The organism is Streptomyces sp. ALI-76-A (assembly GCF_030287445.1).
Taxonomy (GTDB): Bacteria; Actinomycetota; Actinomycetes; order Streptomycetales; family Streptomycetaceae; genus Streptomyces.
Window position 1 is genome coordinate 5567247 of sequence record NZ_JASVWB010000002.1, and the last position, 13951, is coordinate 5581197.

Below are 13951 nucleotides of genomic sequence, written 5' to 3' on the forward strand. Positions count from 1 at the left end.
ACCCGGTGTCCGGCGCCCCGCGCGCCGGACCGCGTCGGCGGTCGAAAGCGACCGAAAGCGATTCCCCGCTGGTCACGGCGAGTTGTCGAGCATGCGTGCGGCATAGGCGGGTGGAATGGGCTCTATACCACTTCCCGACCTACTGTGCGAACATCTTCTGTTATTCGGCGCAAACTGCTGAAACCAGACGGTCGTTGGGGTTACTGTCAGTTTCGTGTTCGCTGCAGAACGTCGCCAATTGATCCTCGAAATGGTGCGCGCTAACGGGGCCGTGTCGCTCCGTGAGCTCGCCCGCGTCGTCCAGACCTCCGAAGTGACCGTACGGCGGGACGTGCGCGCACTGGAGGCAGAAGGACTCCTCGACCGCCGGCATGGCGGTGCGGTATTGCCGGGCGGGTTTACGCGAGAGTCCGGCTTTCCGCAGAAATCCCATCTCGCGACCGCCGAGAAGACGGCCATCGCCGATCTCGCCGCGAGCTTCGTCGAAGAGGGCGAGGCCATCGTGGTCGGGGCGGGAACCACCACGCAGGAGCTGGCCCGCCGGCTCGCGCGGGTGCCCGGGCTGACCGTCGTCACCAACTCGCTGCTGGTGGCGCAGGCGTTGGCCCACGCCAACCGCGTGGAGGTCGTGATGACCGGCGGTACCCTGCGCGGCTCCAACTACGCCCTCGTCGGCAGCGGGGCCGAGCAGTCCCTGCAAGGGCTGCGGGTTTCCCGGGCCTTCCTGTCCGGGAGCGGGCTGACCGCGGAGCGCGGGCTGTCCACGTCCAACATGCTGTCGGCGTCCGTGGACCGGGCGCTGGTGCAGGCCGCGGCCGAGGTCGTCGTCCTCGCCGACCACACCAAGCTCGGCACCGACACCATGTTCCAGACCGTGCCGACCGATCTCATCACCCGTCTGGTGACGGACGAGCCGCCCGTGCACGACGACCGTGCCGCCACCGAGCTCCAGGCCCTCGCCGACCAGGGGGTGCAGATCGCCGTGGCCGGGGCGGAGAGCCCGGGGGGTGACCAGGTCCCGGCGCGCCGGCAACAGCGCCGGGACGTGCCCCTCCCGAACCCGCGCCGCGGCCAGGTCCCCGGCGGCGGACCGGGGCTGCGCGCCGCCACCGTCCACGGTGAACAGGCCCCGGGCGCGGAACGGGCCCGGGTCGCGGACCTCCGCCGACGCTGATCCGGAGGCCACCGCGCCTCGCGGGTCCGGCGGTGCGCCGGGGCTTCCCCGTTCCCTCCGTCGGGGATGCGGACGGGGATCGGCGGTGTCGACGCGCGGCCGGTGCCGGGGCTCACCCGGGAGTCGGACCCCACCCCGGCACCCGGCACCGAGGAGTTGTGGGGCCGGCGCTGACCGCCGTGATCACGCCGGTGCCGCCGACGCGGGCCGGCGCACCGGCTGTCGCCGGGCTCTCGCCGGGTTGGCGCCTCGCGGGGACGGGATCCTCGCCAGCCGTGCCGGAGGGCTCCCTTCACGGGCCCCAGATCCTCCCTGCCCCTCCCCAGGTCCACCCGCTGACGGTGAACGCGGTCCCGCGCTCTCCCTTCGCCGCTCGCCGCTCGCCGCCCGCGTCGTCGGCGCGGCCCCCGCTCGGCGTCGCCCTGCCGCGGTGGCGGACGGCACCGACGGGGACGGGGAGATCGCGGGGACGGGAAGAGCGAGGCGCCCGGCGGACTGGGGTTCAGTCCGCCGGGCGCCTCGGGATGCCGTACAGCGAAGCCTGCGCTACGGGAATGGCCCCGCGCTCAGTCCTTGATCTCGCAGATGGGGGCGCCGGAGGTGAGGGAGGCGCCGACGTCGGCGGTGAGGCCCTTGATGGTGCCGGCCTTGTGGGCGTTGAGAGGCTGCTCCATCTTCATCGCTTCGAGGACGACGATCAGGTCTCCTTCCTCGACCTGCTGGCCTTCCTCGACGGCGACCTTGACGATGGTGCCCTGCATGGGGGAGGCGAGGGTGTCGCCGGAGGCGGCCGGGCCGGACTTCTTGGCGGCGCGACGCTTGGGCTTGGCGCCGGCTGCGAGGCCGGTGCGGGCCAGGGACATGCCGAGCGAGACCGGGAGGGAGACCTCCAGGCGCTTGCCGCCGACCTCGACGACGACCGTCTCGCGGCCGGCTTCCTCGTCGGTGTCGGTGTCGGCGGGGGCGGCGAAGGGCTTGATGTCGTTGACGAACTCGGTCTCGATCCAGCGGGTGTGGACCGTGAACGGGTCGGTGGAGCCGGTGAGCTCGGGGGCGAAGGCGGGGTCGGTCACCACCGCGCGGTGGAAGGGGATGGCCGTGGCCATGCCCTCGACCTGGAACTCCTCCAGCGCCCGGGCGGCGCGCTGCAGGGCCTGCTGCCGGGTGGCGCCGGTGACGATGAGCTTGGCGAGTAGGGAGTCCCAGGCGGGGCCGATGACGCTGCCGCTCTCCACGCCGGCGTCCAGGCGCACGCCCGGCCCCGACGGCGGGGCGAACGTGGTCACCGTGCCGGGGGCGGGCAGGAAGCCGCGGCCGGGGTCCTCGCCGTTGATGCGGAACTCGAAGGAGTGGCCGCGCAGGGGCGGGTCGTCGTAGCCGAGGGCCTCGCCGTCGGCGATGCGGAACATCTCGCGGACCAGGTCGATGCCGGAGACTTCCTCGGTGACGGGGTGTTCGACCTGGAGGCGGGTGTTGACCTCCAGGAAGGAGATCGTGCCGTCCATGCCGACGAGGAACTCCACGGTGCCCGCGCCGACGTAGCCGGCCTCCTTCAGGATGGCCTTGGAGGAGGAGTACAGCTGGTCGACCTGTGCCTCGGACAGGAACGGGGCGGGGGCCTCCTCGACCAGCTTCTGGTGGCGGCGCTGCAAGGAGCAGTCGCGGGTGGAGACGACGACCACGTTGCCGTGGGTGTCGGCCAGGCACTGGGTCTCCACGTGGCGGGGCTTGTCGAGGTAGCGCTCGACGAAGCACTCGCCGCGGCCGAAGGCGGCGACGGCCTCGCGGACGGCCGAGTCGTACAGCTCGGGTACCTCTTCGAGGGTGCGGGCGACCTTCAGGCCGCGGCCGCCGCCGCCGAAGGCCGCCTTGATGGCGATGGGCAGGCCGTGCTCCTGGGCGAAGGCGACGACCTCCTCGGCACCGGAGACGGGGTCGGGGGTGCCGGCGACCAGGGGGGCGCCGGCGCGTTGGGCGATGTGGCGGGCGGCGACCTTGTCACCGAGGTCGCGGATGGCCTGCGGGGGCGGGCCGATCCAGATCAGGTCCGCGTCCAGCACCGCCTGGGCGAAGTCGGCGTTCTCGGAGAGAAAGCCGTAGCCGGGGTGGATGGCGTCGGCGCCGGACTCGCGGGCGGCGTTCAGCACCTTGTCGATGTCGAGGTAGCTGGTCGCGGGAGTGTCACCGCCCAGGGCGAACGCCTCATCCGCGGCGCGGACATGCAGAGCGTCCCGGTCCGGGTCCGCGTAGACGGCCACGCTCGCGATCCCGGCGTCCCGGCAGGCCCGGGCCACGCGGACAGCGATTTCGCCACGATTGGCGATGAGCACCTTGCGCACGATTGAGGCTCCCTCCTTGAAACAAGCCGAGTTTAGGGACTGCCGACACGACACTTCGACCCGTCCCCCGTGGTGAGCTTGCCCACACGGAGCGTGATACGAGGCTCGCTCGACCCGCGAAATCCCTTGTCGCACCTCGGTACGCAGGACTCCTCCCGGAAACCCTAGCCTCCATGTGTGGTCAAGGTCTCTGTAGTGGCGTGCCGCGGCCCACTGGGTTTCTTTGTGGAGTCCCTACGAATGGCCCAATGATTCTTTGCCCTGCGCCGAACTCTTGTCCCCGGGTTTACCGGTTAGTAGCGTTCCCGATGTCTCGAACGTACGTGAGGTCGCAGCAGCCTCGCTCGGACCGCAGTCGAAAGTGGGTGGACCGGTGGTCGTGCGCAGGCCGGTGGCGTGGGTCGTGGCGGTCGTGCTCTTCGTCGAGGCGTTCGGGGTCGCCGCGCTGAACTGGTTCCTCGGGGTCGTCGTCGACCGGCAGGACATGTCCCTGGCCGGTCTCGACCCGGGCATGATGTCCACGTCGTCGAAGATCGGCGGGATCCTCTTCGGCCTCTACTTCGGCTTCTGCGGGCTGGTCGCGCTCCTGGTCGCGCTGCGCGACCGCGCGCCCGTCGGCCTCGGCCGCATCCTGCTGATCAGCGCGGCCGTGGTGCACGGCCTGCTGGGCGCGTTCGCGTGGGGGCTGATGGGCTGGCCCGAGTTCCTGTTCATGGTGGTGGTGCTCGCCCTGATCGTGCTGCTGCTGATGACCTACGACCTCCCGGGCGCGCCCGCCGGCACGACGGCGCCGCCCGCCGACGCCACGCCGGGCGGCGCCAGCGGCTCCCCGGTCGCGCCCGCGCCGGCGGCGCCCGGCACACCCTGATCACGCCGCCTTGATCACACCGCCTGATCGCGGGGCCCGATCAGGGCACCGTGGTCACGGTTCCCGCGGCGTCCACAGCTCGGTGATCCCGACGCCCAGTTCGGCCAGCAGGCGGCGGACGAGGGGCAGGCTGATGCCGATCACGTTGCCGTGGTCGCCCTCGATGCCGTCGACGAACGGGGCCGAGCGGCCGTCCAGGGTGAACGCCCCGGCCACGTGGAGGGGTTCGCCGGAGGCGACGTACGCCGCGATCTCCGCGTCGGTCGGCTCGCCGAAGCGGACGACGGTGGAGGCGGTGGCGGACACCTGCCGTCCGCTGTCCGTGTCGTGGACGCAGTGGCCGGTCTGGAGCGTCCCGGCGCGTCCGCGCATGGCCTTCCAGCGGGCGGTGGCCTCCGCGGCGTCCGCGGGCTTGCCCAGCGCCTCGCCGTCCAGGTCGAGCACCGAGTCGCAGCCGATCACCAGGGCGCCCTTGACCTCGGGCTTCGCCGCCACGACGGAGGCCTTCGCCTCGGCCAGGGCGCGGGCCAGCTCGGCGGGGGTCGGCGCGGTGACGGCGTCCTCGTCGACGCCGCTCACGATCACCTCGGGGTCGAGTCCGGCCTGGCGCAGCAGGCCGAGCCGGGCGGGGGACTGGGAGGCGAGGACGAGTCGGCGGCGCGGCTGATCAGTCATACGGGCAGCGTATCGGCGGCCCGCCGGGCGGGTCTCACCTGACCCCGATCACGATCATCGCCAGCACCATGGCCAGCGCCATGAGAATCCCCAGCCGCCGCAGCATGGCCTGCGTGTCCCGCAGTTCCTGGGGCGGCTCGTTCTCGGGGTCGGACCACAGCATGCCTCCGAGCTTGCGGCGCTTTCCCGGCGGGCGCCTGAGTACCCGTACTCAACTTCCCGGGGTTCCGCGCCGCCCGCACAAACGGGTCTGCTGTTCCGTTACCCTAAAGGAACTTCAGTCCCGTTTGGAGAGGGCGTGCCATGTTCACCGCTGCCTGGACCGCGTCACCGCAGCTGCCCGCCGAGGGCTTCACCCCCAACTGGTCCCGGGAGGGCTTCTGGCGTCAGTCCGTGCGCCAGGTCGTCCGGCTGACGGCAGGGGGCGGGCGGCTCCGGGTGCGCCTGTCGAACGCGTACGGCACCTCCGCGGTCCGTGTCGCGGGGGCCACGCTCGGCCGCACGGCCACGGGCGCGGCCGTCGAGCCGGGGGCGCTGCGGCGGCTCACCTTCCAGGGGGCCGCGCACACGGAGATCCCGGCGCGCGGGCAGATCGTCAGTGACGCGGCCGAGCTCGCCGTGGCGGCGGGGGAGCGGGTGACGGTCACCCTGCACTTCGACGCGGCCACCGGGCCCGCGACCTTCCACGCGCAGGCCTTCACCGCGAGCTACCGGGGTGAAGGGGACCTGGTGGACCACGTCCGCGCGGAGGGGTTCGACGCGGTGACCGAGTCCTGGTACTTCCTGTCCGGCGTCGAGGTGGACGCCGGCCGCACGGACGGGATCGCCCTGTTCGGCGACTCCGTCACCGACGGGTTCGGCTCCACGCCGGGCACCGACCGCCGCTGGTCGGACGCGCTCGCCGCACGCACCGGGCGGCCCGTCCTCAACGCCGGGATCGGCGGGAACCTGCTGCTCAACGACTCAGCGTGGTACGGGGAGAAGGGCGTGCACCGCCTGCGGCGGGACGTGCTGGAGCAGGCGGGCGTGGACACGCTGGTCGTGCTGCACGGGCTGAACGACATCGGGTTCAGCGAGACGGACGCGCAGCCCACGTACAAGCCGGCGCCGGTGGTGGAGGCGGAGGAGGTCATCGCCGGACACCGGGAGCTGCTGCGCCAGGCGCGGCGACGGGCGCTCCGGGTGATCGGCTGCACGCTGCTGCCGTTCGGCGGCTCGGACCACTGGGGCGAGCACGCGGCCAAGGTGCGCCATCAGGTCGACGCGTGGACGCGGTGCGCCGGGGAGTACGACGCGGTCGTCGACCTCCACCGCGCCCTGGCCGGTCCGCAGGACCCGGACCGGCTGCGGGCGTCGTACGACTCCGGCGATCACCTGCACCCGAACGACGAGGGGTACCAGGTGATGGCCGAAGCGGTGGCCGGGCTCCTCTAGCCGGGCCAGTAGGTGCGGCTCCACGCCGCCGGGCCCGGCTGCGGCAGGCGGTGGGCCGCGATGCGGGACGGGTCCGCCCAGGCGTCCTTCTCGTCGGGCGCGCCGGGCGGCGCGGTCTGAGCCGCCGCGGCGCGGGCGCGGACCACCGCCAGGGCGGCGGCCAGCTCCTCCGGGGTCGGGTTGCCCCGTACGACCTTGATCGTCATGACGGCTCCTAGAGGGGGATGTTGCCGTGCTTCTTCGGGGGCAGGGATTCCCGCTTGTTGCGGAGTTGACGCAGGCCCCGCACCACGTGCCGGCGGGTGTCCGACGGCATGATCACGGAGTCGACGTAGCCGCGCTCGGCCGCGATGTACGGGTTGAGCAGGGCGTCCTCGTACTCCTGGATGACCCGCGCCCGGGTCGCCTCCAGGTTCCCGGCGGCCTCCGCCTCGGCGATCGTGCGCCGGTGCAGGATGTTGACCGCGCCCTGGGCGCCCATCACGGCGATCTGGGCGGTCGGCCAGGCGAGGTTCAGGTCGGCGCCCAGGTGCTTGGAACCCATGACGTCGTAGGCGCCGCCGAAGGCCTTGCGGGTGATGACGGTGATGAGCGGGACGGTGGCCTCGGCGTACGCGTAGATCAGCTTGGCGCCGCGGCGGATGATGCCGTCGTGCTCCTGGTCCACGCCCGGCAGGAAGCCGGGCACGTCCACGAACGTGAGCACCGGGATGTTGAACGCGTCGCAGGTGCGGACGAACCGGGCCGCCTTCTCGCTGGCCTTGATGTCGAGGCAGCCCGCGAACTGCATCGGCTGGTTGGCGACGATGCCCACGGGGTGGCCCTCGACCCGGCCGTACCCGGTGAGGATGTTCGGCGCGAACAGCGGCTGCGTCTCGAAGAACTCGGCGTCGTCCAGGACGTGCTCGATCACCGTGTGCATGTCGTACGGCTGGTTCGCGCTGTCCGGGACGATCGTGTCCAGCTCGCGGTCCTCGTCGGTGACGGTGAGGTCCGCCTCCTCCGGGAACGCCGGGGCCTCGGAGAGGTTGTTGGACGGCAGGTACGACAGCAGCTGCTTGATGTACTCGACGGCGTCCTTCTCGTCTCCGGCCATGTGGTGGGCCACGCCGGAGGTGGAGTTGTGGGTGCGGGCGCCGCCGAGCTCCTCCATCCCGACGTCCTCGCCGGTGACCGTCTTGATGACGTCCGGGCCGGTGATGAACATGTGCGAGGTCTGGTCGACCATCACCGTGAAGTCGGTGATGGCGGGGGAGTAGACCGCGCCGCCCGCGCACGGGCCGACGACCAGCGAGATCTGCGGGATCACGCCGGACGCGTGCGTGTTGCGGCGGAAGATCTCGCCGTACGCGCCGAGGGAGGCGACTCCCTCCTGGATACGGGCGCCGCCGGAGTCGTTGATGCCGATGACCGGACAGCCCGTCTTGAGGGCGAAGTCCATCACCTTGACGATCTTCTGGCCGTAGACCTCGCCCAGCGCTCCGCCGAAGACGGTGAAGTCCTGGGAGAAGACGGCGACCGGACGGCCGTCGACGGTGCCGTATCCGGTGACGACGCCGTCCCCGTAGGGGCGGTTGGAGTCCAGACCGAAATTGGTGGAGCGGTGCCGCGCGAACTCGTCGAGCTCGACGAACGACCCCTCGTCCAGCAGGAGGTCGATCCGTTCACGGGCCGTCAACTTGCCCTTGGCGTGCTGCTTCTCGACGGCGCGTGCGGAGCCGGCGTGCGTCGCTTCTTCGATACGGCGCTGGAGATCCGCGAGCTTGCCCGCGGTCGTGTGGATGTCGATCCCTGGGATCTCGTGACGCTCTTCCGGCTCGGACATCGGGATGGGCTCCCTGCCTGCTCAAAAGGGGGGACGGTTACTCATCCGTAGAGTAGTGGGGTGCCTATCGTTCGGCAGTGCGGCGTTTACCACACCTAGGGTGGCTTGCATGACGCCGCAAGATGCTTCAGACGCGAACGACAGCCGGTGGTCCGATCTGGACCGTCCGCCCCTCAACGGTGCCGCCCTGCGCCGGGCACTGATGCGGGAGGGCGGACTGTGGTCCGGACTCGACGTGGTGCAGCGCACCGGCTCCACCAACTCCGACCTGGTGGCCCTGGCGGCCGCGGGCAAGGCGGCCGAGGGCGCGGTCGTCGTCGCGGAGGAGCAGTCGGCCGGGCGGGGACGCCTGGACCGGCAGTGGACGGCGCCGGCGCGCTCCGGCCTGTTCTTCTCCGTACTGCTGCGCCCCAGCGAGGTCCCGGTGGCCCGCTGGGGGTGGCTGCCGCTGCTGACCGGGGTGGCGGTGGCCACGGGCCTGGCGCGGGCGGCCGGTGTGGACACGGCACTCAAGTGGCCCAACGACCTGCTGGTGACCGTGGACGGCGAGGAGCGCAAGACCGGCGGGATCCTGGCCGAGCGGGCCGGCGACGGCGGGGTGGTCGTCGGTGTCGGCATCAACGTCACCCTGCGGGCCGACGAGCTGCCGGTGCCGCAGGCGGGCTCACTGGCGCTCGCGGGGGCGGTGAGCACGGACCGGGATCCCCTGCTGCGCGGTGTGCTCCGTTCCCTGGAGCAGTGGTACGCGAAGTGGCGGGCGGCCGACGGGGATCCCGCCCTCAGCGGTTTGCAGGAGGCGTACGCGGCGGGCTGCGCGACGCTCGGGCGGACCGTGCGGGCGCAGCTGCCGGGAGACCGGTCCGTGGTCGGGGAGGCGGTGGCGATCGACGGGGACGGCAGGCTGGTGATCGCGACCGGGGAAGGCGTGCAGGAGCCGGTGGGGGCGGGGGACATCGTGCACCTCAGGCCGGCGTAGGCGGGTCGGCCCGCGTCGACGACCCTGCGGGTCGACGCACCCGGGGGCCCCGGGCCGACGCACCCGGATCCCCAGCCCTCGCCCGGCCGGCACCCGCCCGGTCAGGGCGGGAAGCGGAACCCGGCAGGACCGTCGCGGCCACTCGCGGAGTGAGCTGGCGCACACCTGCCGTAAAGTGAAGGCCGGTCGATACCTGACCGTGGCAGATCGGAAGGGCAGCAGGCGTGACCGTCGACGACACGGGCTCCGGCGCGGACGCGGACGGCCGGGTGGACCCTCCCTCCCACTCGAGCTCGTTCGAGCGGGAGGACCCCCATGCCGCCGACTCCGGCGAGGACCCGCTCGCCCTGCGCATCGAACAGCTGATCCTCGGCGCCGAGCGGCGCTACACCCCCTTCCAGGCGGCCCGCAGCGCCGGTGTCTCCGTGGAGCTGGCCACCCGCTTCTGGCGGGCGATGGGCTTCGCCGACATCGGGCAGGCCAGGGCGCTCACCGAGGCCGACGTGCTCGCGCTGCGCCGGCTCTCCGGTCTCGTCGAGGCGGGCCTGCTGAGCGAGGCGATGGCCGTGCAGGTGGCCCGGTCGACCGGGCAGACCACCGCGCGGCTGGCCGAGTGGCAGATCGACTCGTTCCTCGAGGGGCTGACCGAGCCCCCGGAACCCGGTATGACACGCACCGAGGTGACGTACCCGATCATCGAGCTGCTCCTGCCGGAACTGGAGGAGTTCCTCGTCTACGTCTGGCGCCGCCAGCTCGCCGCCTCGGCCGGCCGGGTCATCCAGACCGCCGACGACGAGGAGATGGTCGACCGGCGCCTGGCCGTCGGCTTCGCCGACCTCGTCGGGTTCACGCGGCTGACCCGGCGGATGGAGGAGGAGGAGCTCGGCGAACTGGTCGAGGCCTTCGAGACCACCGCCGCCGACCTGGTCGCCGCGCGCGGCGGACGGCTCGTCAAGACGCTCGGCGACGAGGTGCTGTACGCCGCCGACGACGCGGGCGTGGCCGCCGAGATCGCGCTGCGCCTGATCGAGACGATGGCGAACGACGAGACCATGCCCGAGCTGCGCGTCGGCATCGCCTTCGGCACGGTGACCACCCGAATGGGCGATGTCTTCGGTACGACGGTGAACCTCGCCTCCCGGCTGACGTCGATAGCTCCCCGGGACGCCGTCCTCGTCGACAGCGCCTTCGCCCAGGAGCTGATCCGCACCGGGGAGGCACCGGCCTCCGAGGCGGAGGCGGCCGAGGCCGCGGCCGCCGCGGAGAAGGAGGGCGAGGAACCGCCGACGTACCGCTTCGCGCTCCAGCCGATGTGGCAGCGGCCGGTGCGCGGGCTCGGCGTGGTCGAGCCATGGCTGCTCACCCGGCGCGGTACGGAGTCGTAGCGGGCCGGAGTCCGGGCTGGGGTGCCCGGCCCGGTGGTCCGTTCAGTCGCGTCGCAGCGGTGTGTCCAGGCACAGGCCGATGACCGGCACGCACAGGTCCGGCCGGTGGGTCGGGGCCGGTGGCTGGGGTGCCGGCGCGGTCGCGGGCCGGCTCGGTGCGGCGGGTTGCCCCGGGTGCGGGGCGGTGCGTTCCGGCGTCCGGGGCGCGGTGGTGGACGTCGGAGCGCCGGACGGGTCCGGGACGGCCGTGGCGCCGGGCGCGGGTCCCGGCGGTGCCGCGGTCGTGGACGGAGCCGGAGCCGCAGCGTGGGACGCGCCCGGCAGCGAGGCCGCGCCCGCACCGCCCAGCGGTGATGTCGCCGACGGGCTGACCTTCGCGACCGCCTCCGTGATCGCGGCGGCGCGGGTCGCCCGGCCGGTGTCCGGGCCGGTGGTGGGGGCGGTGTCCGGGGCGTCCGGACGGGGTCCGGCCTTCGCGGTGCCGAGACCGCCGACGCCGGGGTCGGACGTGAGCCGTACGAGACTCAGCACTCCCGCGGCCAGGGCGAGGCCTCCCGCGGTGAGCAGCAGCCTGTGGGGGCGGGGCCTGCGGTGACGGCCGCGCGGGGTCCGGAGCCGGGTTGCGGGGCCGGTGTCGTCGTACGGCTCGGGAGGGGGCGTCGCGGCCCGCGTGGTGGCTCTCCCCGGCTTCGCCGGCGTGTCCGTCGTCATCGCGATCCCTCCCCAGGCGCGCGCCCCCGTCATACGCGCGCGGCGCACGCACGGTATGTGCTGGCGTGGGCGACGCGGTGGGGGTTGGCAGGGATGTTCACTCGAACGGGGTGACGGGCGCGGACGCGGGAACCGGTGGCCGGGGCTTCGTCGACGTTGTTCCGCGTTCCGCGTGCGCCGGGACGCGCCGGGCACCATCGCCGCGCACGCGGCGAAGCCCAGGCCGGCCCGGGCGCCAGGACGTGGGTCGGGCCGTCCTCCTCACGCGCCCCTCGAAGGGGCCGTGCCCACCGGCACCCCGGCCTCCGCGTCCACCGCGCGGAACCGCGGCCCGCGCGCCCTTTCCCTTGGGGGGACCGGCTGCGATGATCGGAGCGATTGTTAACCGTCGTTAACGGATGGCCGGGAGGGTGTCATGAGCGAGGAGCGGTTCGGGGAGTTCGTGTCCGTGCGGCGGCACGAGCAGGGGTATGTCGCGGAGCTGGCCCTGGACCGGCCCAAGGCCATGAACGCCGTCTCGACCGAGATGGCCCGGTCCCTCGCGGCGGCCTGTGCCGCGCTGGGTGAGGACCGGGACGTCCGCGTGGTCGTGCTGACCTCGACCCATGAGCGGGCCTTCTGTGTGGGGGCCGACCTGAAGGAGCGCAACTCCCTGAGCGACGCCGAACTGGTGCGGCAGCGGCCGGTGGCCCGGGGCGCGTACACCGGGGTGCTGGACCTGCCGGTGCCGGCGATCGCGGCCGTGCACGGGTTCGCTCTCGGCGGCGGCTTCGAACTGGCCCTCGCCTGCGACCTGATCGTGGCGGACCGCACGGCCGTGCTGGGGCTGCCGGAGGTGTCGGTCGGGGTGATCCCGGGCGGCGGCGGTACGCAGCTGCTGCCGCGCCGGGTCGGGGCGGCCCGGGCGGCCGAGCTGATCTTCACGGCGCGGCGGGTGGAGGCCGCGGAGGCGCGGGAGCTGGGGCTGGTGGACGTGCTGGTGGAGACCGGCCGGGACCGGGCGGAGGCGCTGGCCGCGGCCGGCCGGATCGCGGCGAACTCCCCGGTGGGCCTGCGGGCGGCGAAGCGGGCGCTGCGGCTCGGGCACGGTCTGGATCTGCGGGCCGGGCTGGAGGTCGAGGACGCCGCGTGGCGGTCGGTGGCGTTCTCGGGGGACCGGGCGGAGGGCGTGGCGGCCTTCAACGAGAAGCGCAAGCCGCAGTGGCCGGGCGAGTGAGGGGATGCTGGGAGCAGGGGAGCAGGGAGCAGGGGAGTAAGGGGCGGGGGCCTCGGACCGGGCCGTCGCCGGAAACACCTGTTCGCCACATCAATGTCCCGTTTGCTGTGGAACCTCCCTAGCCTGGAGTGATGGGTGAGGACAGGCGGCTCGCGGCCGTGGTCGCTCTGGCGCAGGGCATGGCGGCGGCCCGCAGTTCGCGGGAGGTGTGGCGGGCTGCCGCCGGCGGGGCGTGCCGTGCGCTCGGCGGCAGCTTCGCGGCGCTGTCGGTGTGGGAGCGCGACCTCGGCCGGCTGCGGGTCCTGGTGAACGTCGGGGAGCGGGCCGAGGACGAGGAGGAGTTCCCGGAGGACGAGGCCTACCCGGTGCACCAGTTCGCCGAGATCACCGAGTTCCTGCACGAGCGGTGGGCCGGGGGCGGCGAGCCCGACGCCTGGGTGGAGACCGCGGAGGGACCGGCCGCCGGGCGCCGGCCCGGCTACGTCCACCAGCGCGTCGCCGCCCTGCGCAGGCGCAGGCGCGGCTGCTGCGTGGTCGCGCCGATCGTGCAGCACGGGCGGGCCTGGGGCGAGCTGTACGTCGCCCGCCCGGTCGGCGCTCCCGTCTTCGACCGCGGCGACGCCGACTTCGCCACCGTCCTGGCCTCCGTCGTGGCCGCCGGCATCGCCCAGACCGAGCGACTGGAGGAGGTGCGGCGACTGGCGTTCACCGACGCCCTCACCGGTCTCGCCAACCGCCGCGCCGTCGACTCCCGCCTGGACGCGGCCGTCGAGCGGCATCGCAGGGAAGGGGTCGTGGTCAGCCTCGTCGTCTGCGATCTCAACGGGCTCAAGCGCGTGAACGACACCCGCGGGCACGCCGTCGGCGACCGGCTCCTGGAACGCTTCGGGTCGGTCCTGTCCCTGTGCGGTGCCATGCTGCCCGGCACGCTCGCCGCCCGGCTGGGCGGGGACGAGTTCTGTCTGCTCGCGGTCGGGCCGCCCGCCGACAAGGTGGTCGAGACGGCCGGTGAACTCTGCCGCCGGGCCGCCGACCTGGAGCTGGGGGAGGGCGTCGCCTGCGGGGTGGCGTCCACCGAGGACCCCATCGGGCCGGTGGTCTCGGCCCGCCGGCTGTTCCGGCTCGCCGACGCGGCCCAGTACCGGGCCAAGGCCGAACGCTCCACCCGGCCCGTCGTCGCAGGCCGTGCGGGCCCCGACGACCCGGTCGTACGGCTGGCCGACGAGCCCTCCGCCGGGCCGACCGCCGGGCCGACCGCCGAGCGCCGCCGGTTCCGGGGACGGCAGTGAGGAACCCGACCGGGTGTGACGTACCGGTAAGGGGCGAACCCGCCCCCCACTGGTGACAT

13 protein-coding genes are annotated in these 13951 nt (G+C 73.3%); 7 read left to right on the forward strand and 6 right to left on the reverse strand.

Features of this window, described 5'->3' with window-relative positions:
* Positions 1-214 precede the first annotated feature (214 nt).
* Positions 215-1174, forward strand: a complete 960-nt coding sequence (locus QQS16_RS25985; protein ID WP_286064282.1) for a DeoR/GlpR family DNA-binding transcription regulator — start codon at positions 215-217, stop codon at positions 1172-1174.
* Positions 1175-1740: 566 nt separating this feature from the next.
* Here the strand turns inward: QQS16_RS25985 and QQS16_RS25990 are convergent.
* Entirely contained in the window at positions 1741-3513 is a 1773-nt protein-coding gene (locus tag QQS16_RS25990) for an acetyl/propionyl/methylcrotonyl-CoA carboxylase subunit alpha (RefSeq protein WP_286064283.1), read from the reverse strand.
* A gap of 379 nt (positions 3514-3892) precedes the next feature.
* On the opposite strand from QQS16_RS25990, the gene QQS16_RS25995 reads away from it, so the two are divergent.
* Positions 3893-4381 carry a hypothetical protein gene (locus tag QQS16_RS25995; RefSeq protein ID WP_286064284.1) on the forward strand — a complete coding sequence of 163 codons (489 nt, stop codon included), beginning with the start codon at positions 3893-3895 and terminating at the stop codon, positions 4379-4381.
* Between the two features lie 54 nt (positions 4382-4435).
* Here the strand turns inward: QQS16_RS25995 and QQS16_RS26000 are convergent, their stop codons facing one another.
* Together QQS16_RS26000 and mmpB are read right to left on the reverse strand one after the other, a co-directional pair.
* Positions 4436-5056: a Maf family protein gene (locus tag QQS16_RS26000; RefSeq protein WP_286064285.1), complete on the reverse strand. Its 621-nt coding sequence runs from the start codon at positions 5054-5056 to the stop codon at positions 4436-4438.
* 34 nt (positions 5057-5090) lie between these two features.
* Complete coding sequence (gene mmpB, locus QQS16_RS26005; RefSeq protein ID WP_286064286.1) at positions 5091-5219, reverse strand: morphogenic membrane protein MmpB; 129 nt, start codon at positions 5217-5219, stop codon at positions 5091-5093.
* Positions 5220-5359: 140 nt separating this feature from the next.
* On the opposite strand from mmpB, the gene QQS16_RS26010 reads away from it, so the two are divergent.
* Positions 5360-6490, forward strand: a complete 1131-nt coding sequence (locus QQS16_RS26010) for an SGNH/GDSL hydrolase family protein (RefSeq protein WP_286064287.1) — start codon at positions 5360-5362, stop codon at positions 6488-6490.
* Here the strand turns inward: QQS16_RS26010 and QQS16_RS26015 are convergent.
* A complete protein-coding gene (locus QQS16_RS26015; protein WP_286064289.1) occupies positions 6487-6696 on the reverse strand; it encodes an acyl-CoA carboxylase epsilon subunit in 210 nt (69 codons plus the stop codon). The genes QQS16_RS26010 and QQS16_RS26015 overlap by 4 nt on opposite strands.
* Positions 6697-6704: 8 nt before the next feature.
* Positions 6705-8315, reverse strand: a complete 1611-nt coding sequence (locus QQS16_RS26020; protein ID WP_286064290.1) for an acyl-CoA carboxylase subunit beta — start codon at positions 8313-8315, stop codon at positions 6705-6707.
* 109 nt (positions 8316-8424) lie between these two features.
* Between QQS16_RS26020 and QQS16_RS26025 the strand changes: the two genes are divergently transcribed.
* Together QQS16_RS26025 and QQS16_RS26030 are read left to right on the forward strand one after the other, a co-directional pair.
* Positions 8425-9291 (forward strand): biotin--[acetyl-CoA-carboxylase] ligase, encoded by an 867-nt coding sequence (locus QQS16_RS26025; RefSeq protein WP_286064291.1) that lies wholly within the window; start codon positions 8425-8427, stop codon positions 9289-9291.
* Between the two features lie 224 nt (positions 9292-9515).
* A complete protein-coding gene (locus tag QQS16_RS26030) occupies positions 9516-10676 on the forward strand; it encodes an adenylate/guanylate cyclase domain-containing protein (protein ID WP_286064293.1) in 1161 nt (386 codons plus the stop codon).
* Between the two features lie 42 nt (positions 10677-10718).
* Here QQS16_RS26030 and QQS16_RS26035 read toward each other — a convergent pair whose 3' ends face one another.
* The gene (locus tag QQS16_RS26035) at positions 10719-11387 is read right to left on the reverse strand and encodes a hypothetical protein (RefSeq protein ID WP_286064295.1); all 669 of its coding nucleotides are present in this window, start codon (positions 11385-11387) and stop codon (positions 10719-10721) included.
* Positions 11388-11802: 415 nt separating this feature from the next.
* Here QQS16_RS26035 and QQS16_RS26040 point away from each other — a divergent pair, with 415 nt between their 5' ends.
* Together QQS16_RS26040 and QQS16_RS26045 are read left to right on the forward strand one after the other, a co-directional pair.
* Complete coding sequence (locus QQS16_RS26040) at positions 11803-12603, forward strand: enoyl-CoA hydratase/isomerase family protein (RefSeq protein ID WP_286064296.1); 801 nt, start codon at positions 11803-11805, stop codon at positions 12601-12603.
* Between the two features lie 131 nt (positions 12604-12734).
* Complete coding sequence (locus QQS16_RS26045; protein WP_286064297.1) at positions 12735-13892, forward strand: GGDEF domain-containing protein; 1158 nt, start codon at positions 12735-12737, stop codon at positions 13890-13892.
* The last annotated feature ends 59 nt before the right edge of the window (positions 13893-13951 follow it).

Coding starts and splice junctions, on each gene's coding strand:
- QQS16_RS26000 (WP_286064285.1), bottom strand. CDS start 5,056: ATGACTGATCAGCCGCGCCGCCGACTCGTCCTCGCCTCCCAGTCCCCC.
- mmpB (WP_286064286.1), bottom strand. CDS start 5,219: ATGCTGTGGTCCGACCCCGAGAACGAGCCGCCCCAGGAACTGCGGGAC.
- QQS16_RS26010 (WP_286064287.1), top strand. CDS start 5,360: ATGTTCACCGCTGCCTGGACCGCGTCACCGCAGCTGCCCGCCGAGGGC.
- QQS16_RS26015 (WP_286064289.1), bottom strand. CDS start 6,696: ATGACGATCAAGGTCGTACGGGGCAACCCGACCCCGGAGGAGCTGGCC.
- QQS16_RS26020 (WP_286064290.1), bottom strand. CDS start 8,315: ATGTCCGAGCCGGAAGAGCGTCACGAGATCCCAGGGATCGACATCCAC.
- QQS16_RS26025 (WP_286064291.1), top strand. CDS start 8,425: ATGACGCCGCAAGATGCTTCAGACGCGAACGACAGCCGGTGGTCCGAT.
- QQS16_RS26035 (WP_286064295.1), bottom strand. CDS start 11,387: ATGACGACGGACACGCCGGCGAAGCCGGGGAGAGCCACCACGCGGGCC.
- QQS16_RS26040 (WP_286064296.1), top strand. CDS start 11,803: ATGAGCGAGGAGCGGTTCGGGGAGTTCGTGTCCGTGCGGCGGCACGAG.
- QQS16_RS26045 (WP_286064297.1), top strand. CDS start 12,735: ATGGGTGAGGACAGGCGGCTCGCGGCCGTGGTCGCTCTGGCGCAGGGC.